The organism is Thalassospira profundimaris WP0211 (assembly GCF_000300275.1).
GTDB classification, from domain to species: Bacteria; Pseudomonadota; Alphaproteobacteria; order Rhodospirillales; family Thalassospiraceae; genus Thalassospira; species Thalassospira profundimaris.
Genome location: NZ_AMRN01000006.1, coordinates 117,786 through 139,906, shown reverse-complemented (window position 1 = coordinate 139,906; position 22,121 = coordinate 117,786). Strand labels below are relative to the sequence as shown.

The window sequence follows — 22,121 nt, the reverse complement described above, 5'->3', positions numbered from 1 at the left end:
TACAGATGGCCCAGACTGCCGTACTTGCAAAGCCGACCACTCGTCCGACCAGCCCGAATTTTTCGTCGGGTCCGTGCAAAAAACGCCCGGGTTGGTCCGCAGACGCATTGCAGACGGAGATCCTTGGCCGTTCACATCGATCCAAGCTGGGCAAGCAGCGCCTTGAAGAGGTGATTGACCGTTCGCGGGAAATTTTGAACCTGCCAGAAGATTATCTGTTGGGTGTGGTTCCGGCATCCGATACCGGTGCCGTTGAGATGGCGCTGTGGTCGATGCTGGGCGCACGTGGTGTTGATATGCTGGCGTGGGAAAGCTTCGGGGCGACCTGGGTCACCGATGTGATCAAGCAGCTCAAGCTTGATGATGTACGCACCCTTGAAGCCGATTATGGCAAACTGCCGGATCTGGCATCGGTTGATTTTGCTCGCGATGTTGTCTTTACCTGGAACGGCACGACGGCCGGTGTTCGCGTGCCCAATGGCGACTGGATTGCTGATGGCCGCAAGGGGTTGACCATTTGCGATGCGACCTCGGCCATCTTTGCCATGGAACTGCCTTGGGACAAGCTCGATGTCGTGACCTATAGCTGGCAGAAGGTTCTGGGCGGCGAGGGTGGTCACGGGATCATTATCCTGAGCCCGCGTGCCGTTGAACGCCTTGAAAGCTATACGCCATCATGGCCAATGCCGAAAATCTTCCGCATGACCAAGGGTGGCAAACTGATTGACGGCATTTTCCGCGGCGAAACCATCAACACGCCATCGATGTTGGTTGTCGAAGATGCCATTGATGCCTTGAAATGGGCCGAAGAGATTGGTGGCCTTGAAGGGCTTTTGAAACGTACCCGCGCAAGCCGGGCGCATCTTGATGCGTGGCTTGCCAGCAGCGACTGGGCGGCCGACCTTGCCGAGGATCCGGCAACCGGCTCAAACACCTCGATGTGTATCAAGATTGTCGATCCATGGGCGCTTGGTCTTTCTGCCGATCAGCAGGCTTTGCTGCCGAAAAAGATTTCGCAGCTTCTTGAAGCGGAAAATGTCGCACTTGATATCAACGGGTATCGTGATGCACCTCCGGGACTGCGTATTTGGGGTGGTGCAACCGTTGAGCCCAGCGATATCAAGGCTTTGCTGCCTTGGCTGGATTGGGCATATGCGGTGGTAAAAGCCGAATTTGCGGCCAGCTAGGAACTAATTCGTACGTATTATTTGCGTTAAAGGGTTTTTCCCCGTTGCTCTGTCCGGCACAACGCGGTAGTAACCGCTACCGGATAGTGAGCCCTGAGCGTTGCTCGGGATATTATCAATTTAAATCTGCGCGCCTCGTCCGGGAAAGCACACAAAATGACCGAACTTGCCAGGAAAGCTCTTTTGCCCGCCGGCCTGCAGGATGTCCTGCCAGGAACCGCTGCACGGGAAGCTGAAATCCGTGAAAAGCTGATGGCCAGTCTGGCACATGCAGGCTATGACCGCGTGAAAACGCCACTGGTCGAGTTCGAAGAAAGCCTGCTTGAAGGTGCTGCACCGGAATTGTCGACCCAGACGTTCCGTTTGATGGACCCTGAGTCCCGCCGCATGATGGGCGTTCGTTCGGATATGACACCCCAGGTCGGACGCATTGCAGCAACCCGTCTGGTGGATGCGCCCCGCCCTCTTCGTCTTTCCTATTCCGGCGATGTCCTGCGGATCAAGGGATCGCATCTGCGCCCGGAACGCCAGTTCGCACAGGTCGGTGCCGAGTTGATCGGTGTGTCGAGTGCTGCTGCTGATACCGAGATTGTTCTGCTCGCACTCGAAGCTTTGGAAAGCATCGGTTTGCCGGATGTTTCGGTTGACCTAAATTTGCCAACACTCCCGGTTCGTCTTTTTGATGCCTTTGGTGTGTCGCGCGATGACCGTGAAGTATTGACCGAGGCGCTTGAACGTCGTGATGTCGCAGCCCTTCGTGCCGCCGATGGCAAAGTTACCGGTGTTCTGGTTGCCTTGCTTGAGGCCGCCGGCCCGGCGCAGTCCGCTTTGCCGAAACTCAAAAAGCTCGAACTGCCGCTTGGTGCTTCCGAGGAACTTTATCGTCTGATCGATGTTGCTGAACGCGTTCTGGCGTCCGGCCTTGATGCTGCACTTACCATTGATCCCGTCGAGATGGCCGGCTTCCGCTATCAGACCGGCGTCAGCTTTACATTGTTTGCGCGCAACGTCCGCGGTGAAATTGGCCGTGGTGGCCGTTATCGTGCCGGTGGTGCATCGGGCGAAGCCGCAACGGGTATGTCGCTTTATATGGACAGTATTTTGCGCGGTCTTCCTGATGCTGAGCCGGTTGATCGTGTTTATCTGCCGCTTGGTACGCCACAGCGTGAAGCGCGCAAATTGCGTGCAGAAGGCCATTACACCGTTGCCGCGCTTGAAGGTGCGGCCGAGGCCAAAACCGAAGCCGCCGCACGCATCGAAGCGCAAGGCATGGGCTGCAATCATATTTATATCGGCGGTCAGGTTGTGCCGCTGAACGCCTAATCGAACGAACTTTTTATCGCGCAAGGAGTTTTGCGATGACCAATGTTGCCGTGATCGGTTCCCAGTGGGGGGACGAAGGTAAAGGCAAGATCGTCGACTGGCTGTCCGAACGGGCAGACGTTGTTGTGCGTTTCCAGGGTGGTCACAACGCCGGTCATACTTTGGTGATCGACGGAACCACCTATAAGCTGAGCCTGCTGCCGTCAGGTATCGTCCGTGAAAACAAACTTTCGGTGATTGGCAACGGCGTCGTTGTTGATCCGTGGGCGCTGCTTGCCGAAATCGGCCGCCTGAAAGAGCAGGGCGTGGATATCACCCCGGAAAACCTGCGTCTGGCCGAAAATGCCTGCCTGATCCTGCCGCTGCATGGCAATCTTGATCGTGCGCGCGAAGCGGCTGCATCGGGCGACAACAAGATCGGCACCACCGGTCGTGGCATCGGCCCGGCATATGAAGACCGCGTTGGCCGCCGTGCCATCCGCGTAGGTGATCTGGCAGACACTGATCTGCTTGAAGCCAAGGTCGAAAACCTTCTGACGCACCATAATGCACTTCTGCGTGGTCTCGGCCAGCCGGAAGTCGACGGTTTGGAACTGCTGGCGCAGCTTAAGGAAATCGCACCGAAAATCCTGCCGTTCTCCGACACTGTCTGGAAGTCGCTTAATCAGTTTAAGGAAGCAGGCAAACGCATCCTGTTCGAAGGCGCACAGGGCACGATGCTTGATGTCGATCACGGCACGTATCCGTTTGTGACCTCGTCGAACACTGTTTCCGGTCAGGCTGCTGCCGGTTCCGGTATGGGCCCGTCTGGTGTGGGTTATGTTCTGGGGATCACCAAGGCATACACCACCCGTGTTGGTGAAGGTCCGTTCCCGTCCGAGCTGTTTGATGAAGACGGCGAACGTCTTGGTCAGCGCGGTCACGAGTTCGGTGTCGTCACCGGCCGTAAGCGTCGTTGCGGCTGGTTTGATGCGGCCCTTGTCCGTCAGTCGGTCAAGGTCAACGGCATTACCGGCATTGCGCTTACCAAGCTGGATGTTCTTGATGGATTTGATGAAATCAAGATCTGCACCGGTTACGATATTGATGGCAAAATCTATGATCATCTGCCGGCCAACCAGCGTCTGCAGGCCAAAGCCAAACCGGTTTACGAAACCATCGACGGCTGGTCGGAAACGACCATGGGCGCGCGTAGCTGGGCCGACCTTCCGGCAACCGCGATCAAATATGTTCGTCGTATCGAAGAGCTGATTGAAGCGCCGGTTGCGCTTCTGTCAACCAGCCCGGAGCGCGATGACACCATTCTGGTGCACGATCCGTTCAGCGCCTGATCGCCTGAATTTACGAACTTCGAAAGCCACCAGTTTATGACTGGTGGCTTTTTTGTTTGCAGTTGCGGGTCTTACTGTTCATCCGTGACTGCGCCTGAGGGATAACAGCTTGCCGACAGGGGGGATCACAAGTATCGTTTTATCAACCTTTTGAGGATAGCGTTCTGAGGGTTAGGTCAGGAAGACTTTTGGCCCAAGTAAGTGCGTCACTCAGGGAATGATAACCTGTAAAGAAATATCGGGACCATGGCAGAGCAAGCAGAAGATCAGGAACAGGACGTTTCGAATGGTGCTGCGACAGGGCCGGTGATGGATGCACCGGGCGGCGGCGCATCTGCGCCTGAGGAACCCGAAGAATCCCCAGAACTTGATGGTGTTGCAATCAATGCAGGCGGCAAAAGTGTCGAGATCGGTAATTTTCGCGTCTTTCTGGATTTGCGGATGCCCGAATTCGACATGGGCCATTGCAAGGCCTATTCGGCTGACAATCTCCGCCGCGAAGAGGGTAGCGCCTTTGCGCTGGTAACCGATCCGGTTCTTCCGACCCGCCATGACCATCTGACCTTCTTGGCTGGTATGCATATGGCCGGTCAGATTGACCTTATCGATTATGAAACCGCCTATTGGCCGCCGATTGGTCGCAAGACAATGGTGCTTTTTTATGAAAAGCCGGCAGGCGGAAAGGTCGTTGCGCGCGAACACAAGAAACTCGCCATCGATGAGCATGATATCGCCACGGTTGTGGTCGAGCCGCTGATGAATGCCATGCAGGCATTCAGCGAGAAGGGGCTGGCACACCGCAATATTCGCGCTGATAACCTGTTCTTTGCCGATCCAATGCGTGAAAAGGTCGTGCTTGGCGATTGTGCCAGTGGCCCGCCCGGTTATGATCAGCCAGCGGTTTATGAGACCACAGCACGTATGAGCGCTGATCCTGCCGGTCGTGGTTCGGGCAATGCGACCGACGATTTCTATGCGCTTGGCATGACTTTGGCCGAGCTTGGCATTGGCCGCCAGCCACTCAAAAAGCTGAATGATCAGGAAATTATCGAGCTTAAACTGGCCAAAGGGTCGTTTCAGGCAATCGCATCACACGAAAAGCTTCCGCTTGTTCTGATTGAACCGGTTCGTGGTCTGTTGTGTGATGATCCCGAAGAACGTTGGGGCTTGGCCGAATTGAACGCCTGGCTGGACGGAAGACGGACCAAGCCGGTTCAGGCCAATACGGAAAAGCGGGCAGCACGGTCTCAAAACCTGGCTGGTCGGGATTATTATACCGTGCGATCATTGGCGCAGGGGATCGCAAAGAACTGGGTAACAGCGCTTGGCCCGTTGCGTGACAGCACGGTCGAAGTCTGGTTGCGGCGAGGCCTTGGCGATAATGATCGCGCCAAGGCGCTATCGGATGCCATGCGACAACTGCAGTGGGCCGGGACGGATAAACGGTCGGCAGAGGACGTGTTGGTTGCGCGGTCCATCCTGATTCTGGATCCGGCAGGCCCGATCCGGTTCAAGGGTTTTTCGTCGATGGTCGATGGGCTTGGTTTCATGCTGTCCTATGATGTCCAACATGGAAAGGGGCCACAACGTTTTGCCGACGTGATCGTGCGCGATATTCCATCTTTCTGGTTTGGCCGTCAGATGGGATACAGCCCCGAGGTCCAGAGGCAACAGCAGCTCTACAAGAACCTGCGCTATTACATTCAGCAGCAAAGTGCCGGTTACGGGTATGAGCGCTGCCTCTATGCAACCGTGCGCAACCAGCATTGCCTGAGCCCGCTGGTCGAAGAGGAATATGTCGTCGAGATCGCAGATCTGCTGCCAGCCCTTGAAAAGGCAGCCGAAACCGCATCCGAAGAAAGCTGGCCGGTGGATCGTCATATCGCCGCCTTCATTGCCGCCCGACTGGAGGACGATGTCGAGGGGCAGTTGTTGGCGATGCAAAACCCATCTGACGAGGTCGAATATAGCCGCGCAATCATCAGCATGCTGGCGATTGTGCAGTGGCGTCATGGGCCGGACAATTTGCAGAACCTGTCGCATTGGGTTGCGCGTTTGATGGAACCGGCGATCAAGGTATTCCATAGCAAGGCACGTCGTGAACGGGTCGAGACCGAGATTCCCAAACTGGCCAAACGCGGCAATCTTGTCGAACTGTATAACCTGATCAATGACGAACAGGAACGTCGCAAGGATCAGTCAGAGTTTGTCGAAGCCGTCGCGGAATATTCCGAAGCGGAAAGCGAAGTGTTTGATCTTGAATCGTCGGGGCCTGCCCGTATGGAGCTGGCCGAAAAGGTCGGGCAACAGGCGGCTGCTTTCGCGTCCACCATGATCGCACTACTGACAGTATCCGCGCTGTTCTTGATGCATATCTTTTAAGGGATCGCCATGGCAAAGGGTAAACGAGTAGGCACAAAAAAAGGCGGTCGCAGCGCATTTTCCGGCTTGTCGGTTATTGCATCCGCCGTGCTGCTGTTCATGGTCGCACTTCCCACATTTATCACGTTGACGGTCGGGCTTTTACCGTCACTTGTGGCCTTTATCTTTGATCGCAGCGCGGGCAGGACGATGGCGCGGTGTGTCTTCGGTCTGAACTTTTCAGGGGTTGCGCCCTACATTCTGGAAGTCTGGATGCAGCCATCGCAAACGGTTGGCGGGGCAACGCAGGCCGTTTTCCAGCCACTGGCGCTGTCGATCATGTATGGGGCAGCGGGCCTTGGTTGGCTTTTATACCTCGCCATGCCACCAATTGTTGCCAACGTTCTGAACCTGGCAGCCCAGCGTCGTGTCAGTGAATTACGCAAGAAACAGCGCGGACTTATCAAAACCTGGGGCGATAGTCTGATCAAGGAAGTGGATCGGTCCGGGAACTGATCACTGCGTGACCTGATTGAAAAAGACCATGCGACAATGTCCGCCGCAAGTTGTTTCAGAAGGGACGCAAAGCAAGCAGTATTAGTGGGGCAGGTCCGTATGGATCGATTTGCGGACCTTTTCAAAGGCGCGTACTTCGATCTGACGGATGCGCTCGCGTGAGATGCCATAGGCAAGGCTCAGGTTTTCAAGCGTGACCGGGCTTTCAAGCAGGCGGCGCTGCGTCAGAATATCGCGTTCACGATCATTGAGATGCGACATCGCGTTTTTGAGCATGCTCATGCGCTGCAGGAATTCTTCACGCTTGCCATACAGGGTTTCCTGATCTTCGTCATCGCTTTCGATCCAGTCGACCCATTCACCGTCGCCCTCAATACGGACCGGCGCATTCAGTGAGTGATCCGGACCGGCCAGGCGGCGGTTCATCATCACAACATCATCTTCGGACACATTGAGTTTGGTCGCGATCAGCTCAACTTGTTCAGGTTGAAGGTCGCCTTCATCGATCGCCTGCATCTGGCTTTTAAGTTTGCGCAGGTTGAAGAACAGCTTTTTCTGTGCCGCAGTCGTACCCATTTTCACAAGCGACCATGAATGCAGGATGTATTCCTGGATGGCAGCGCGGATCCACCACATCGCATATGTCGCAAGGCGGAAGCCCTTGTCCGGGTCGAAGCGTTTTACCGACTGCAGCAGGCCGACATTGCCTTCGGAAATAAGTTCATTGATCGGCAGGCCATATCCGCGGTAACTCATCGCGATCTTGGCGACCAGGCGCAAATGGCTGGTAATCAGTTTTTCAGCAGATTTATCGCAATCCTTGTCCCGGAAATTACAGGCATAGGTCGTCTCCTGTTCCGGGGTAAGCATCGGGTAGCGGCGTATACGTTGAAGGTATACCGTGAGACCATCTTGAGAGATAGTTGGAAGAGCGTTTCCTTGCTTCATCAAAGCCTCCCGTATTGCTTTCTAAAAGTGCATTTTACCCCTTGCACTTTTTAGGAGCTTATACGGGAGTATTAGAAACCGTCAATGGAAAATTAGACGTTAGGTCTGGTATTGTCTATTCAAAGGTATAGTTCCAAGACCCGCATCAGTGCCAAAAGGTCACCTGGTATAGGTGCCTCTGTGGATATATAGGCACCGGTGCGAGGGTGCAGAAATCCTAACGTTCGGGCATGCAGCGCCTGTTTGTTGAATGCGTTCAAAATCTGTTGCGCTTCTAGGTTGAGTTTACCAGCTGGTCTGTTTCGGCTGTAAACCGGATCACATACAAGTGCGTGCCCGATATGGTTCATATGAACACGAATTTGATGCGTCCGTCCGGTTGCAAGGCGGCATTCAACAAGGGACGCCAACGAGTCGTCGCGAGTCTGCAGAGTCTTGTAGTGTGTGAGGGCATATTTTCCCCCTTTTTTGACCACCGCCATCTTTTTCCGATTGCGCGGGCTGCGACCAATATTGCCTTCGATATCACCGGAACGGGGGCGGGGAACACCCCACACGACCGCAAGGTAGGCGCGCTCGATGTTTTCCTTGTCCTCGGCAAACAGGTTTGAAAGGGCGCGATGGGCGGCATCGTTCTTGGCGACCACCATTGCACCGCTGGTGTCCTTGTCCAGTCTGTGCACGATCCCCGGGCGTTTAACCCCGCCAATACCCGAAAGACTGTCCCCGCAATGCGCCAGAAGCGCATTCACAAGTGTTCCGCTTTCATTGCCGGCCGCAGGATGAACAACCATGCCGGCGGGCTTGTTGATCACGAGCAGGTCTTCATCTTCAAAAAGCACATCAAGTTTGATGTCTTCGGGTGTGGGTTCGGCCATTTCCGGTTCGGGAACACTCAGATCAAAAACATCACCAGCCTTGACCTTGGCAGACATCTTGGTCGCAGGCGTGCCATTGACGCAAAGCTGACCGTCTTCGATCAAGGCCTTGATCCGCGAACGCGACTGATTGGGCCACGCGGTTGCCAACACCTTATCAAGGCGGGCACCTTCGTCCTGGTTTGTCGCGGTATAGGTCAGGTTTTCAGACATCGTTTGCTATTGGCATGGTTTGATTTGGTGACTGTAATGATGCATGTGTTCGCCGCTTTTAGCGCTTTGTCCGGCGATTGCAACGAATTGCGACAACTTGCTTCATTTGCGTTGTTGCCTTGCAATTGATCGTGCTTGTCGCTATGGCCTTGAAACAGGGTACGTATGATCGCGCTTCTGGCGAGCATGCAGGTTTCATCAAACTTTGTCAGTTGGAAATACGATGCGTGTAGTTAAGGCTCTGGTCGCGTTCATGGGCATTCTGATCGTGGTGGGTATCGGACTTGTCGTCTATGGCCTGTCGCTCGACAAGAACGCCACCGATCCAAGTGTTGAGGTAAACACACCAACGGTGACGCCGTCCGTGCCGTTTGCAGGTGGCGATAATGCGGCCTCGCAAGGTGCTCTTGCCGCATTCGGTGACATTGTTATCGACCTTGATGAAGGAGAACGTCTTGTTGGCTATTCTGTCGATGGTTCGCAGGCCACGCTCCATATCGAAGGCCCACAAGGTGACAGCGCGCGTCTTGTTATCGTTTCCCTGAGCGAAAAGAAGGTCCTTGGCCGTATCCTTTTGCAACAGGCCGCGCAGTAGTCTGAAACCACAAGGGCGCGGGCAGCGATGGCAAACGGGCAGGGGATCGCAAACAACAGCTCATCAGGTGGCGATGATCAGACCCACATCGCGCTTGGCAAGGTGATTCTCGAAGAAATCCGTGATTTTGCCGCTGTTAAATGGCCGGAAGAATCCTGCGGCCTTCTGATTGCCGCCATCGATACCCCGAACCGGATCGACCGTGTTGTGTTTGCGCGCAACGTCGCGGAAGATCCGCTGACCACGTTTGAAATTGATCCGCAAACCCTGATTGATGCGCATCGTACTGCGCGGCAAAAGCGGGAGCGCGTTGTGGGATGTTTTCATTCCCACCCCAATGGCAAGGCCTTGCCATCGCCGACAGACCGCGCACGCGCTGATGAACATGGTTTTCTGTGGCTGATCATTGCCACCGAACATAATCGCGCAGGCGACAGCGGCCTTTATCGCATCATTCACCAATCAACCGCCGACGCGGCAGAGCAATCACAACTACGATACTTTCGGCGCTGCCAGATTATTGACCGCTAAGATCTCGCAATGCGCTCTGGCTTAACCTTCCAGTGCTTCGACAATCTGTTGTGGCGACAGCGTCCCAATCGCAGTGTCTTTGGCATCACGCACCGTCATTGACGTGCCATTCGCAAGTGCAACTGGCAGAATATCGGCAAGACGTGCATTTGCCGCGATGCTTGGCCAGTCTTCGTGTGCCGCTTGGTTTTCGCCAGATGTGATCGGCTCCATAATCGACTTTGCGCGCAAGACGCGTGATCTGTTCACGTCGCGGGTAAAGGCCTGCACATAGTCATCTGCGGGCTTAAGCACGATCTCTTCCGGCCGTCCGACCTGCACAAGCTTGCCGTCTTTCAGGATCGCGATCCGGTCGCCGATCTTAAGCGCCTCGTCCAGATCATGGGTAATAAACACGATGGTCTTATGAAGCTCCGCCTGAAGCTTCATCAACTCATCTTGCATGTCGGATCGGATCAATGGATCAAGGGCCGAGAAAGCCTCGTCCATCAGCAAAACTTCTGGATCGGTCGCCAAGGCCCGGGCAAGGCCGACACGTTGCTGCATGCCACCTGATAGTTGATCGGGATATTTGGCCTCATACCCCGCCAGACCCACACGTTCGATCCATTTAGATGCGGCGGCTTCGCGCTCCTTGCGCGCATTACCCTGGATTTCGAGCCCATAGGCCACGTTATCCATCACATTGCGATGGGGAAGCAGGCCAAAGCGCTGAAACACCATGCCAAGCCGCTTGCGACGAAACGCATTCAGTGTCGGGATATCCATGGCAAGGATATCTTCGCCACCAAATGATACTTCACCCGCTGTCGGATCAATCAGGCGATTAAGATGGCGGATCAGGGTTGATTTCCCTGATCCAGACAGGCCCATGACGACGAAGGTTTCCCCTTGTTCAATCGACAGGGACACATCGTGAAGACCAACCGTATGACCGGTCTTGGCAAGGATTTCATCCTTGTCAGCACCACCCTTTGCCAGTTCAAGTGCAGATTGCGGATCAGGCCCGAAGATTTTGAAAATATTGCGGATTTCGATGTAGCTCATTACGCGTCCTCCGCATCGTGCGATCGTTGTGATCGCTTGCCATAAGCCTGACCGATCCGGTCAAACACCACGGCCAGAAGCACAATCGCAACACCGGCTTCCATCCCCGCACCAACGTCCAGACGCTGAATACCCATCAGGACCTGTTCCCCCAATCCGCGCGCGCCAATCATCGAGGCGATCACCACCATCGAAATTGACATCATCGTCGTCTGGTTGATCCCGGCCATAATGTTGGGAAGTGCAAGCGGCAACTGCACACCAAACAGGATCTCCTTGCGGCTGGCGCCGAATGATCGCGACGCTTCAAGCACTTCCTGATCAACAAGGCGAATACCAAGATCGGTCAGGCGCATGACGGGCGGGGCGGCATAGATCACCGTCGCCAGAATGGCCGGAACCTTGCCCAATCCAAACAACATCAGGGCAGGGATCAGGTACACAAAACTCGGCATGGTCTGCATCGTATCAAGGATCGGCAACATGACGGCCCGCAGGCGATTGGACATCGCCATGGCAATCCCGACCGGAATGCCGATCAGAACCGAAAGCGATGTGGCGACAATCATCAGCGCCAAGGTCTGCATTGCTTTGTCCCACAGGCCCAATGTGCCAATGGCAAACATCGCGATCACTAAGCCAGTAACCAGTTTCCAGTTCTTGCTGGCATGCCAGGTGATGGCAGCAATGGCGATCAAAACCACCCACCAGGGCGCACCACGCAATACCTGCTCGAGTGCCACCAAAACGGTTAGCAAGCTGTCGGCAAAGGCCTCAAACGCCGCGCCGTAATTGATCACCAGCCAATCAACAAACTGATTGACCCACTTGCCCAAAGGCACATTCAACTGTTCTGGAAACATGGCGCAATTGGCCCGATCTGCTCAAAAAATCAATGAGCGTAAGAGCCTAACAAGATCATGTGGGCCGCGCGACCGTAAATCGAACTTTGGCTGACATCTCCTGACTTCTTTTGGTCGCCTATTCCTGTGATTGATAATCCAGAGGCCAGCCAAAGCCGTAAATGATAGACAATATTGTTTTCCTGAGAGGTTGCGATGATCACTGTGTTCTTTGATGGAAAATGCGGTCTGTGTTCCAGAGAAATCAATTACTACCGCAAGATCGCGCCAAGAGGCGTTTTCGAATGGCGCGATGTCACGGAACACGCTGGTGATCTTGAAAAGTACGGCATTTCCCTTGTCGAAGGCTTAAAGCAAATGCGCGCCCTCGACTCAGATGGGCAATGGCATGCCGGTGCTGATGCGTTCATTCTGATCTGGCGCCAGCTAGACAGATGGGGTGTTTTGGCCGCTATTGTTGCCTTGCCGATTGTTCGCCAGATCGCAAATCTTGTGTATCGCCTATGGGCGGCATGGCGCTTCAAACGCCTTACGCACTGTCAGGTTGCCGCAGCTAACGAGTAGGGCTGGAACCTCTTATCCTTTTGCGCCGCGAAGTCTTGGGCTATTTAAGCTTGAAGCGATTGCGGATACCAAGCAGCAACAAAAACAGCAGGATTGCCGACAACAGTGTTTGGATACTTGCGACGACAGTGGCGCTTCCGGGAATGATATCACCAAAAAGGCAGTCATATGCCTGCGTCACAATCGTCCGGTCTGCTAATCCCGGAACCAGCAACCCTTTGGCAAAAGCCAATTGGTAAGCGGTGTTTACCTGTGAACCTGCACCCGCAAAGCATTTTTCAGCTCGCACAATGTCCAATGGTGTCGCCATTGCGATGTAATGCACAGCGGACAGCATGACGACGCCAATCCAATACATCAGAGGTCTGACGATAGATCGTCCGTAATCAGATAATTCGTCAAAGAGAAAACTTAGCCACCAATTCGGATCGCACGGTGTGTAAATCATCAACCGGCGAGATTTGAGCTCCTCTGCAAAGAACTCAACCTCGTGCTTATGATCATGTCCCTGAATGGCAAGACGTTTGAGTGCACGATATTTCGCTGTGACGGAGAAGTTCTCGCCATTGGAAATAGCTGGAATTTCGGCGATGCGTTGATCAATTTTGACGTTGTCAAGTAAAGGGGCCTCTTCACAATGGGTTTGCCGAAAATCAGGAACTTCTGTGAAATACGTTTGATTAAGATCGAGTTTTCTTCCGATCTCAGAGTACCTGAATGATGCAGGTCCATCAAAAATAGAGTTTTCGAAAGAGGTAGGGTTTAAGAAATTTACGTTCTCAAAAGATGCTTCTTCTTTAAAGCGTGCGTTACTGAACAGTGCTGTGCCGTCGAACGTTGCATCTTCAAAGTTGCAAGCCTTTTTGAATTGTGAGCCTTGAAACCAAACTTCATCTTTGAAAACAGAACTTCTAAAAGATGCGGGTTTCTCGAATTGGGTTAAGTTGAAGCGCACTTCTTTGGAGAATTGAGCCTCGTCGAAGGAGATTCCCGCGCGAAACTCGGTGTTCGTAAACTCTGAATACCAACGAAACTTCGTGCTCCGGAAAAACGATATCTCTTCGAAAACTGCATTTTTAAAGCGCGCGCCTTCCTCGAACTCCGCGCTTCCGAAATCGCAAAAACCCCTAAAAGTGCTGTTATCGAAGATGGCTACCTTACCGAAATAGGCTTTTCGAAATTCAACGCGCCCGTTGAAGGTTGCACCTTGAAAAGAACAATTAGATGCGAATTGTGCACCAGAAAAATGTACCGATTTGTGAAAAACGCAATCTTTAAAGGATGTGAACCTTCTTGTTTCGACATTTGAGGCGAATAGTGTTCCGAAAAATTCGCATTGTTCAAGAAACAGATCACCATAGTAAGTGAGATTTTCCATTTGAACATCAGCCGGAAATATTATTCCGTTAATGAGTACAGGTTGCTCAAATATCTCATTGGCAAAAAATCCCTTAAACACTGCCTTCGCTTCTTCAAACCATTTTCGAGTTTTCTGATTTTCGGCAACTTCTGCACCTGTATTCTCATCGAAAGTTGACGACCAGTTCCCGGCATCTTCCAAGTCCTGGCGCTTACGGAGAATATTCGTAGCCCAAGAGTTCCAAGCATCTTTGCCTTCTTTCAGAAGAGCGAGTGTTTCTTGCCGATTCATGTCGCTCCCCAACTCAATAGGCGGTTTATACTGTTTAACTGATTAAACGTGCCTTGGTCTTGGTTTGCAATCGGGAATTATGTGAATGGGGGATCAAGAACAAACACCCCGCAAGGTTTCTCCAGCGGGGTGTTTGTATAAGGTTATGGTATCGAGGTTACATCGCACTTTCAACGCGTGCCGCAACATCCGCTGGCACCCACGCTTTCCAGACGTCTGGCTTGGATTTCAGGAAATGCATCGCGGCCCCATCGGGCTTTTCATCATTTTCCTGCATATAGGCCAGCATTTCCGATACCAGCGCGTTGCTGGTTTCGTAGTTGGTCAGGAAATTGATCAGGGTTGGTGCGGCGGCTTTGAAGTCGTTATTCACACCAATCGTGATCGTGCTTTGCGGGTAGGCGGTTGCCTTGGTCGGGTTTTCTTCTGTTTTCAGCGCGTCAAAGATCGACTTGTCATAAGCCGGTTCTTCAAGACGCGTGCTGTCATAAAGGCCCATTACCCAGGTCGGCCCCCAATAGTAATAAAGGGCCGGTTTACCGCGCTTATGCGCCGATGCGATGGCAGCCGAAAGGGCCGCACCCGTGCCCGGGCGGAAGTTGGTGAAGCTGTCATCAAGGTCATAGGCACCAAGCTTGGCCGAATTGACCTTTTCACAGACCCAGCCCGACGGGCAGTTATAAAAACGGCCTTTGCCCGGTTCTTCCGGGTCTTCGAACAGTTCTGTATATTTCGCCAGATCATCGACCGATTTCAGATCAGGCGCCATCGGCTGAATCCCGCGATCAGCATCGCCTTCGATAACATAGGTTGGTACGAACCAGCCTTCGACGGCGTCATCGAAGTTCACCCCGATCTGGCTGACATTGCCGGCTTCTTCGGCCTTGGTCCAGGCTTCGGCAACGTTGTCGCGCCAGATTTCCATGACGATATCAACATCGCCCTTGCCAGCCCCGGTCAAAAGCGGGATGACATCGCCGGGCAGGGCATCGGTCTGGCAGCCATAGCCCTTTTCAATGATGAAGCGGGCAACAGCGTTATGGAAAAGCGCACTGTCGTAATTGAGACCGGCAAACATCACCGGTCGATCAATCTCGCATGTGGCATCTTGCGCGTTTGCGCTTGAATGAGAAGTAAATGCAAGGCCAGCGGCCAAAAGCATTGCGGCTCCGGTAGGCAGGGTTTTCATCCTTCTGTCCCTTCGTGGTTGCGGTCCGGAATCGCATCAAATGCATGGTCGGTGCGGGAAGCCCGCAAAGCTTGGGATCGGGTGTGATCCTGAACTTCGATTTGACCGTGCCCCTGATACAGGTGCGGCAATTCTAGACGTGTGGTTAGAATGCGCGCAACCCCCGGTGTCGATTATAACGCCGACGTGATAAGTGTTTTCGTGCTGATATCATTGCAGAATGCTCCTGACAGGAATGGCAGGAGATGTCAGGTAATGTGATTTACGGTTGTCGGCGCGATTGGTTTAACTCTGCCCGTGAATTTATCGGACTTTGTCGTTATGTTGGGCAAACCAACCAATCGGGCACAGATAATCGGGGGCCGTCATGATGCATACAAACCTGTTCGTTTTTGATATCGAAACCGTGCCCGACATTGATGTTCTGCCGCAGCTGACCGGGGAAAACGCGCCGGATCCTGAAACCGGTCGCAAGATGCTGGAAGACTATCATCTTGAAATCACCAGTGGCCGCAATGGCTTCCCGCGCCAACCGTTTCACAAGGTGGTGGCGATCAGCTTCCTGCGCGCGACCATCCAGCGCGACGGCGATACCGAAATGTACGAGATCGAAGAATTGCGATCCGGCGGCGAATTGACATCGGAGGAAAAGGACCTTGTGAACGGGTTCTTCGCCTATTGTGGCAAGCTTTATCCGCGTTTGGTCAGTTTCAATGGTCGTGGGTTTGATTTGCCGGTGTTGAAATACCGCGCGATGAAACATGGTGTTTCAGCCCGTTGGCTGCATCAGGCGTCCAACAAGTGGGAAAACTATACCGCGCGCTATGCGCCGCACTGGCATTGTGATCTGGCGGAAGTCTTATCCGATTATGGCGCCTCGGCCCGTACCAAGATGAACGAGGTTTGTGCCGCCCTTGATCTGCCGGGCAAGACCGGGGTCGATGGCAGCAAGGTTTCCGACATGTATGACAATGGCGAGATTGATGGCATTCGTCGCTATTGCGAGACCGATGTCTTGAATACCTATTTGTTGTATCTGCGTCATGCGCTTCATACCGGGCTGACCGATCATGATGGCTATAACCATGCGATCAATCTGACCGTTGGCTGGCTTGAAGAACGGGCAGGCGACATTCCCGCCTATCAGGAATTCCTTGATGCATGGAAGCAATCAAGTGGCGGGTCGTTTAACGTTCTTTGACTGCGGCATAACGTCGTTTTTTTGCGCGCCAAATTAGCATAAGTGAATTGCGTCACACTGCGAGGTCTGTCTGGGCGAAATACTATTGAATTGAATGCGAGTTGATCTTAATTGCATTGGATGTGCAATTGAGTTGCAACGTCAGTACGTTTCAACGCGCACCCAAATTCAACAGGGTCAAACTCAACAGGGATCGTTCAAATGGATATTAAGAAACTCGTCGGTGGTGCGGTATCCGGCGCAACAGCGATGGCTGCGACAACCGCGATGGCACAGGAAGTTAATGTCTATTCCCTGCGTCAGGAATTTCTGGTCGAACCGCTTTTTGAGAAGTTCACCGCTGAAACCGGCATCGACGTTAATGTGATCTTTGCTGAAAAAGGTTTGGTCGAACGCATCAAGCAGGAAGGCGCAAACAGCCCGGCCGATATCCTTATGACCGTTGATATCAGCCGTATCCAGCAGGCAGTTGACGCCGGTGTGACTGAGGCCGTTTCGAATGACACCCTTGATGCCAATATTCCGGCCCACCTCCGCGACCCGGAAGGGCACTGGTTTGCTTTGACCCAGCGTGGTCGTGCGATTTATGCCTCCAAGGAGCGGGTGGCAGAAGGTGAAATTACCTCCTACGAAGATTTGGCCGATCCGAAATGGGAAGGCAAGGTTTGCACCCGTTCCGGCACACACGTTTATAACGTCGCACTGTTCGCATCCATGATTGCGGTTCACGGCGAAGAAAAAGCCAAAGAGTGGCTTGAAGGTTTGAAGAGCAACCTGGCGCGCAAACCGCAGGGTAATGACCGTGGTCAGGTCAAGGCGATCAAGGAAGGCGAGTGCGATATCGCAATCGGCAACACCTATTACTTCGGCAAGATGATGGACAATGAAGAGCAGCGTCCGTGGGCAGAGTCGGTCAATATCGTCTTCCCGAACCAAGATGGTCGCGGCATGTCGATGAACATTTCCGGCATGAGCCTGATCAAGAGCGCGCCGAATAAGGACAACGCCGTCAAACTGATGGAATTCCTGGCGGGTGACGTTGCCCAGCAGATCTATGCTGAAGTGAACTACGAATACCCGGTCAAGCCGGGCGTCGAGTGGGCCGATAATGTAAAATCCTGGGGCACGTTCAAGGCGGATGAATTGTCGCTGGCTGAAATCGCACGCCTTAGCCCGGATGCGATCAAGATGGTCGATGAGATCGGTTATAACGAATAGTCAAACCGACTGAGTCTGATGAGCTTTTTGAAAGGGGTGGTGTAATGCCACCCCTTTTTTCAGTTTGGGTACGCGGTCGAAGGCCGGATGCAGTCGCGCACTCGTGACTGCGGGTATGGCTCTTATGTGGTTTTCTTGCTTGCAAAAGGCGGTGCGGGCACTTTAATTTCGGCCACAGCAAATACAAATCATTCCTAATTGCTGTACGACCTGCAGCTGATCCAAACGAGGCATTTATGATTTCTCTGCGCAAAACCGTTCTTGGTCTTGTTGTTTCCGCGATGGGGTTGTCCATGTTCCCCGCCGCCCATGCCGCAGAGGAAGTTAATGTCTATTCGCTCCGGCAGCCTTTTCTGATCGAGCCGATGTTCAAACGCTTTACCGAGGAAACCGGTATTCGCGTCAATACGCTTTTCTCGCAAAGTGGACTGGTGGAACGCATCAAACACGAAGGGCGCAACACCCCAGCCGACTTGCTGTTGACCGTTGATATCGGACGCATTCAGGATGCAGTTGATGCCGATATCGCCCAGCCGATCGAAAGTGCCGTTCTGGATGCCAACATTCCAGATCAGTTCCGTGATGAAGACAAGCTTTGGGTGGGGATGACGACGCGTGCCCGCGTGCTTTACACTTCGCTTGATCGGGTGGAGCCCGATGCCATCACCACCTATGAAGAGCTTGCTGATCCGAAATGGAAGGGACGCATTTGTGTGCGTTCCGGCATGCATGTTTATAACATCGCCCTGATCGCCTCGATGTTTGCCCATCATGGTGAAGAAGAAACCAAAACCTGGCTGACTGGGCTTAAGGATAATCTCGCCCGCAAACCGCAAGGTGCCGATACCGATCAGATTGAGGCGGTGTCGCAGGGTGTCTGTGACGTGGCGATTGGCAATTCCTATTATTACGGCAAGATGCTTGATGACCCGAACAAGGCAGATGCCGCCAAACAGGTCCGCATCGTTTTCCCCAATCAGGGCGATCGTGGCACGCATGTCAATATTTCCGGTGTGGCGCTGATGAAATATGCGCCGAACAAGGAAAATGCTATCAAGCTGGTGGAATTCCTGTCTGGTGCCGAAGCCCAGCATATGTATGCCGATATCAATTTTGAATATCCGGTCAAACCGGGCGTTGCATGGTCTGAACAGGTTCGGGCTTGGGGCACTTTTGTCCATGATGATCTGCCGCTCAATACGGTTGCGGCCAATCGTGGTGCGGCAATTCGTTTGATTGATGAGGTCGGCTTTAACGAGTAGACGATACACCGATACAGGGATATCAAGACTGCCCAACAGAACCGTTTGGAGTAGTCCTCGGCGAATGAAACGGAAACAGCCTTGAATAACGCTTGTCAGACGCAAAAGGAAGACGACATTCGGCCGAGCGCCATGGCGGAAACCTTTGATCCGATGCGCACGCCCACTGGACGTAAGGCGATGCTGTGGTTGCCGCGTGGCCAGTCTGCAGCTTGGTTGATCGGCGCGTTTATCGTGGCAGCAATGGTCGCGGCACCGGTTGTTGCCGTCGCGTGGATTGCCCTGTTTCCGACCGAAAATATCTGGCCGCATCTGGCATCCACCATGTTGCCAAGGTACCTCAAGAATACCGGTATCCTGATGCTTGGCGTCGGTATTGGTGTGACCCTGATCGGTGTTGCATCCGCATGGATTGTGACCATGTGCCGAATTCCGGGAAAGCGGTTCTTTGAATGGGCGATGTTGCTGCCGATGGCGGTTCCGGCCTATATCGTGGCCTATGTTTATACCGATCTTCTGGAATATGCCGGACCGTTGCAGGGCTTCCTGCGGGACTTGTTTGGCTGGCAATCGGCGGCCGATTATTGGTTTCCCGATATTCGCACCAAGGGTGGTGCGATTATGGTGCTCAGCCTGACACTTTATCCCTATGTTTACATGCTGGCGCGTGCGGCGTTCTTGTCGCAATCCATCTGTGCGATTGAGGCAGCCCGTATCCTTGGGCGGAGTGCCTGGAGTTCGTTTTTGACGGTGGCCTTGCCACTGGCACGACCGGCCATCGTTGTTGGTGTCGTGATCGCGTTGATGGAAACGCTCAATGACTTTGGCACGATTGATTTCTTTGCCGTGCATACCCTGACGGCGGGCATTTTCAATGTCTGGCTGGGGATGGGGAATGCCGGTGGTGCCGCACAAATTGCACTTACCATGTTGGCCGTGGTGATCGCGCTTATGGTGATCGAACGGTATTCCCGTCGCCGCCAGCGTTTCCATGACACCACCAGCCGTTTTCAGGAACTGCCGGGCTATGAACTGAGCCCGCTTGCCAAGGCTGGGGCATTGGCGGTTTGTATCCTGCCGATTGTGCTGGGCTTTGTCGTGCCGTCGCTGGTGCTGATTTATTATTCCATCGGTTATTTTGATCAAAGCTGGACGGCGGATTTCTTTGAATTTGCCGGCAATAGCCTTTTGGTATCCGGGCTTGCGACGCTTGTTGCGGTTGGTTGTGCGATATTTATGGCCTATGCACTGCGCCTGTTCCCGCAACCGCTTTTGAAATTCTGTGTCCGTCTGTCATCGGTCGGCTATGCCGTGCCGGGCGCGGTTTTGGCCATCGGGGTTTTGATCCCGTTTGCGCGGTTTGACAATGCGTTGGATGCGATGATGCGCGATACCTTCGGCATATCGACCGGGTTACTGTTAAGCGGGACGGTATTCGCTTTGGTATTCGCCTATGCGGTACGGTTCATGGCGGTATCCTATGGCTCGATCGAAGCCGCCCTTGGCAAGGTTCGACCAAGCATGGATGATGCGGCGCGCACCTTGGGCGAAAGCCCGTGGGGAACGCTGAAACGCATTCACTTCCCGATGGTGCGTGGTGGCATTTTGGCGGCGTCGGTGCTGGTCTTTGTCGATGGCATGAAGGAACTGCCAGCAACGCTTATTCTGCGTCCGTTCAATTTTGATACACTGGCCACCCATGTCTATCAGTTTGCCAAGGATGAAATGATTGAACATGCTGCCCTTGGGGCGCTAACCATTGTGCTTGTCGGTGTGGTGCCGGTGATTATGCTGAGCCGTGCGATTTCAAAATCCCGTCCGGGGCATAGCGGACAATCCTGATGCGTCCCGCCGATGATCGGGCTATCCTGATTACGGATGGGAATACAAAACAAGACCAAGGGCGGCAGGAAACTTTCGGAATGCAAACAATCAAACCGGGACTGACAACACTTTCCGATGCGCTCGACATTGCTTTTGCCGAAGTGCCGGTGATGACGCCGTCCCAAGAACGTCCGATCAGTGATTGCTACGGTGCGATTTTGCGCAAGGACGTCATTGCGCGGGTTTCCGTGCCGTCGGTGGATAACTCCGCCATGGATGGTTACGCCCTTCGCCATGCCGATCTGGCCGCGATTGACGGCCCGGTTTCGGTGGTCGGGGCATCCTTGGCAGGCCACCCTTATGACGGAACCCTGCCAACGGGATGCGCGATCCGTATTGCGACCGGGGCAGAGATCCCCGATGGCGCGGACTGCGTGATCATTCAGGAAAACGTCAAAGCCAATGCCGATGAAACCATCATTGAAATTGATGCCGACGTGATCGCACGCACAAGCTTGCATCAAAATATCCGCTGGCTGGGCGAAGACATCAAAACCGGTGATACAGTCTTGAAGGCAGGCACAGTCCTGCGCCCACAGGACATCGCAATCGTGGCCGGGCAGGGATTTGGCAGCTTGTCGGTTGCGCGGCCCCTTAAAGTTGCTGTCTTCTCCACCGGTGATGAACTGGCCAAGCCCGGTGATCCTTTGCCGCCGGGGGGCATTTATGATTCCAACCGTTTCGCAATGATCGGGATGTTGCGGTCCATCGGTTGCGAGGTCACAGACCTTGGATTGCTCACTGATAATTTTGATGTGTTGCAAACCGCGTTGGCGAGCGCGGCAAAGTCACATGACGTGATTATGACATCTGGCGGTGTTTCGGTCGGCAAGGCCGATCTTCTGAAGCCGGTTGTCGAGAGCCTTGGTGAAATCACCGCTTGGAAACTTGCGATCAAGCCCGGCAAGCCTTTGATGCGCGGCAAGATCGGCGATTGTCTGGTGATCGGGCTTCCGGGGAACCCGGTATCAGTCCTGGTCTCAGGGTTGCTATATGTTTTGCCGTTGCTGCGCCATGCGATGGGCGCGGATCATTCCGAGCTAACGCCAGCACGTATTCCGGTCCGTGCCGGCTTTGACTTCAAGCGTGGCACGGGGCGCAGGGAATGGTTGCGCGCGCGCCTGGTGCACAATGATGACGGCGAATTCGAAGCGATTGCTTTTTCTTCGACCAGTTCCGGGATGTTGTCATCAATGGTCTGGGCCGAAGGTCTGATTGAACTGCCGGAAAATTGCGGGCAGGTCTCCAAGGGAGATCTGGTGCTTTATTTGCCGCTGCAAGGCCTGCAGTGACTTCATCAAAAATGATCCACATCATTGCAAACGAACATGGTTTGCCGGACTGTTGGATCGTTTCCAA

At 53.7% G+C, this 22,121-nt stretch carries 19 protein-coding genes; 13 read left to right on the top strand and 6 right to left on the bottom strand.

The genetic code is table 11. The features are described from left to right. Positions 1 to 5: 5 nt before the first annotated feature. The 5 genes from TH2_RS12660 to TH2_RS12640 all read left to right on the top strand — a co-directional run bounded on the left by TH2_RS12660 (position 6) and on the right by TH2_RS12640 (position 6,718). On the top strand, positions 6 to 1,187 hold the full coding sequence (locus TH2_RS12660; RefSeq protein WP_008890831.1) for a phosphoserine transaminase: 1,182 nt from the start codon (positions 6 to 8) through the stop codon (positions 1,185 to 1,187). Positions 1,188 to 1,343: 156 nt separating this feature from the next. After that, complete coding sequence (locus TH2_RS12655) at positions 1,344 to 2,510, top strand: ATP phosphoribosyltransferase regulatory subunit (protein ID WP_008890830.1); 1,167 nt, start codon at positions 1,344 to 1,346, stop codon at positions 2,508 to 2,510. Between the two features lie 35 nt (positions 2,511 to 2,545). Further along, positions 2,546 to 3,841, top strand: coding sequence for an adenylosuccinate synthase (locus TH2_RS12650; RefSeq protein WP_008890829.1), 1,296 nt, complete (start codon positions 2,546 to 2,548; stop codon positions 3,839 to 3,841). A gap of 246 nt (positions 3,842 to 4,087) precedes the next feature. Beyond that, positions 4,088 to 6,223, top strand: a complete 2,136-nt coding sequence (locus tag TH2_RS12645; protein ID WP_008890828.1) for a serine/threonine-protein kinase — start codon at positions 4,088 to 4,090, stop codon at positions 6,221 to 6,223. A 9-nt stretch (positions 6,224 to 6,232) separates the two neighbouring features. Then, positions 6,233 to 6,718, top strand: coding sequence for a hypothetical protein (locus TH2_RS12640; RefSeq protein ID WP_008890827.1), 486 nt, complete (start codon positions 6,233 to 6,235; stop codon positions 6,716 to 6,718). A gap of 81 nt (positions 6,719 to 6,799) precedes the next feature. Here the strand turns inward: TH2_RS12640 and rpoH are convergent, their stop codons facing one another. Beyond that, on the bottom strand, positions 6,800 to 7,666 hold the full coding sequence (gene rpoH / locus TH2_RS12635; RefSeq protein WP_040823769.1) for an RNA polymerase sigma factor RpoH: 867 nt from the start codon (positions 7,664 to 7,666) through the stop codon (positions 6,800 to 6,802). A 119-nt stretch (positions 7,667 to 7,785) separates the two neighbouring features. Next, positions 7,786 to 8,757, bottom strand: a complete 972-nt coding sequence (locus TH2_RS12630) for an RluA family pseudouridine synthase (RefSeq protein WP_008890825.1) — start codon at positions 8,755 to 8,757, stop codon at positions 7,786 to 7,788. 223 nt (positions 8,758 to 8,980) lie between these two features. On the opposite strand from TH2_RS12630, the gene TH2_RS12625 reads away from it, so the two are divergent. Together TH2_RS12625 and TH2_RS20585 are read left to right on the top strand one after the other, a co-directional pair. Next, positions 8,981 to 9,352 (top strand): hypothetical protein, encoded by a 372-nt coding sequence (locus TH2_RS12625; RefSeq protein ID WP_040823765.1) that lies wholly within the window; start codon positions 8,981 to 8,983, stop codon positions 9,350 to 9,352. Positions 9,353 to 9,379: 27 nt separating this feature from the next. Continuing rightward, positions 9,380 to 9,883, top strand: a complete 504-nt coding sequence (locus TH2_RS20585) for a M67 family metallopeptidase (protein ID WP_008890823.1) — start codon at positions 9,380 to 9,382, stop codon at positions 9,881 to 9,883. Positions 9,884 to 9,904: 21 nt separating this feature from the next. Here the strand turns inward: TH2_RS20585 and TH2_RS12615 are convergent, their stop codons facing one another. Further along, positions 9,905 to 10,930: a quaternary amine ABC transporter ATP-binding protein gene (locus tag TH2_RS12615; protein WP_008890822.1), complete on the bottom strand. Its 1,026-nt coding sequence runs from the start codon at positions 10,928 to 10,930 to the stop codon at positions 9,905 to 9,907. Then, positions 10,930 to 11,793 (bottom strand): ABC transporter permease, encoded by an 864-nt coding sequence (locus TH2_RS12610; RefSeq protein ID WP_008890821.1) that lies wholly within the window; start codon positions 11,791 to 11,793, stop codon positions 10,930 to 10,932. The genes TH2_RS12615 and TH2_RS12610 overlap by 1 nt, the downstream gene beginning before the upstream one ends. A gap of 195 nt (positions 11,794 to 11,988) precedes the next feature. On the opposite strand from TH2_RS12610, the gene TH2_RS12605 reads away from it, so the two are divergent. Then, the gene (locus tag TH2_RS12605) at positions 11,989 to 12,357 is read left to right on the top strand and encodes a thiol-disulfide oxidoreductase DCC family protein (protein WP_008890820.1); all 369 of its coding nucleotides are present in this window, start codon (positions 11,989 to 11,991) and stop codon (positions 12,355 to 12,357) included. A gap of 40 nt (positions 12,358 to 12,397) precedes the next feature. On the opposite strand, the gene TH2_RS12600 is transcribed toward TH2_RS12605, so the two are convergent. Both TH2_RS12600 and TH2_RS12595 read right to left on the bottom strand, forming a co-directional pair. Continuing rightward, positions 12,398 to 14,008 carry a pentapeptide repeat-containing protein gene (locus TH2_RS12600; RefSeq protein WP_008890819.1) on the bottom strand — a complete coding sequence of 537 codons (1,611 nt, stop codon included), beginning with the start codon at positions 14,006 to 14,008 and terminating at the stop codon, positions 12,398 to 12,400. Positions 14,009 to 14,165: 157 nt separating this feature from the next. After that, entirely contained in the window at positions 14,166 to 15,197 is a 1,032-nt protein-coding gene (locus tag TH2_RS12595; RefSeq protein WP_008890818.1) for an ABC transporter substrate-binding protein, read from the bottom strand. Between the two features lie 367 nt (positions 15,198 to 15,564). Between TH2_RS12595 and TH2_RS12590 the strand changes: the two genes are divergently transcribed. The 5 genes from TH2_RS12590 (at position 15,565) to TH2_RS12570 (ending at position 22,054) form a co-directional block, all read left to right on the top strand. Next, on the top strand, positions 15,565 to 16,398 hold the full coding sequence (locus TH2_RS12590) for a 3'-5' exonuclease (RefSeq protein WP_202949020.1): 834 nt from the start codon (positions 15,565 to 15,567) through the stop codon (positions 16,396 to 16,398). Positions 16,399 to 16,599: 201 nt separating this feature from the next. Further along, complete coding sequence (locus tag TH2_RS12585; protein WP_008890816.1) at positions 16,600 to 17,616, top strand: Fe(3+) ABC transporter substrate-binding protein; 1,017 nt, start codon at positions 16,600 to 16,602, stop codon at positions 17,614 to 17,616. A 236-nt stretch (positions 17,617 to 17,852) separates the two neighbouring features. Beyond that, a complete protein-coding gene (locus tag TH2_RS12580) occupies positions 17,853 to 18,878 on the top strand; it encodes a Fe(3+) ABC transporter substrate-binding protein (RefSeq protein ID WP_008890815.1) in 1,026 nt (341 codons plus the stop codon). 81 nt (positions 18,879 to 18,959) lie between these two features. Then, positions 18,960 to 20,720 carry an ABC transporter permease gene (locus TH2_RS12575; protein WP_157194092.1) on the top strand — a complete coding sequence of 587 codons (1,761 nt, stop codon included), beginning with the start codon at positions 18,960 to 18,962 and terminating at the stop codon, positions 20,718 to 20,720. A gap of 80 nt (positions 20,721 to 20,800) precedes the next feature. Next, positions 20,801 to 22,054, top strand: coding sequence for a molybdopterin molybdotransferase MoeA (locus tag TH2_RS12570; protein ID WP_008890813.1), 1,254 nt, complete (start codon positions 20,801 to 20,803; stop codon positions 22,052 to 22,054). The last annotated feature ends 67 nt before the right edge of the window (positions 22,055 to 22,121 follow it).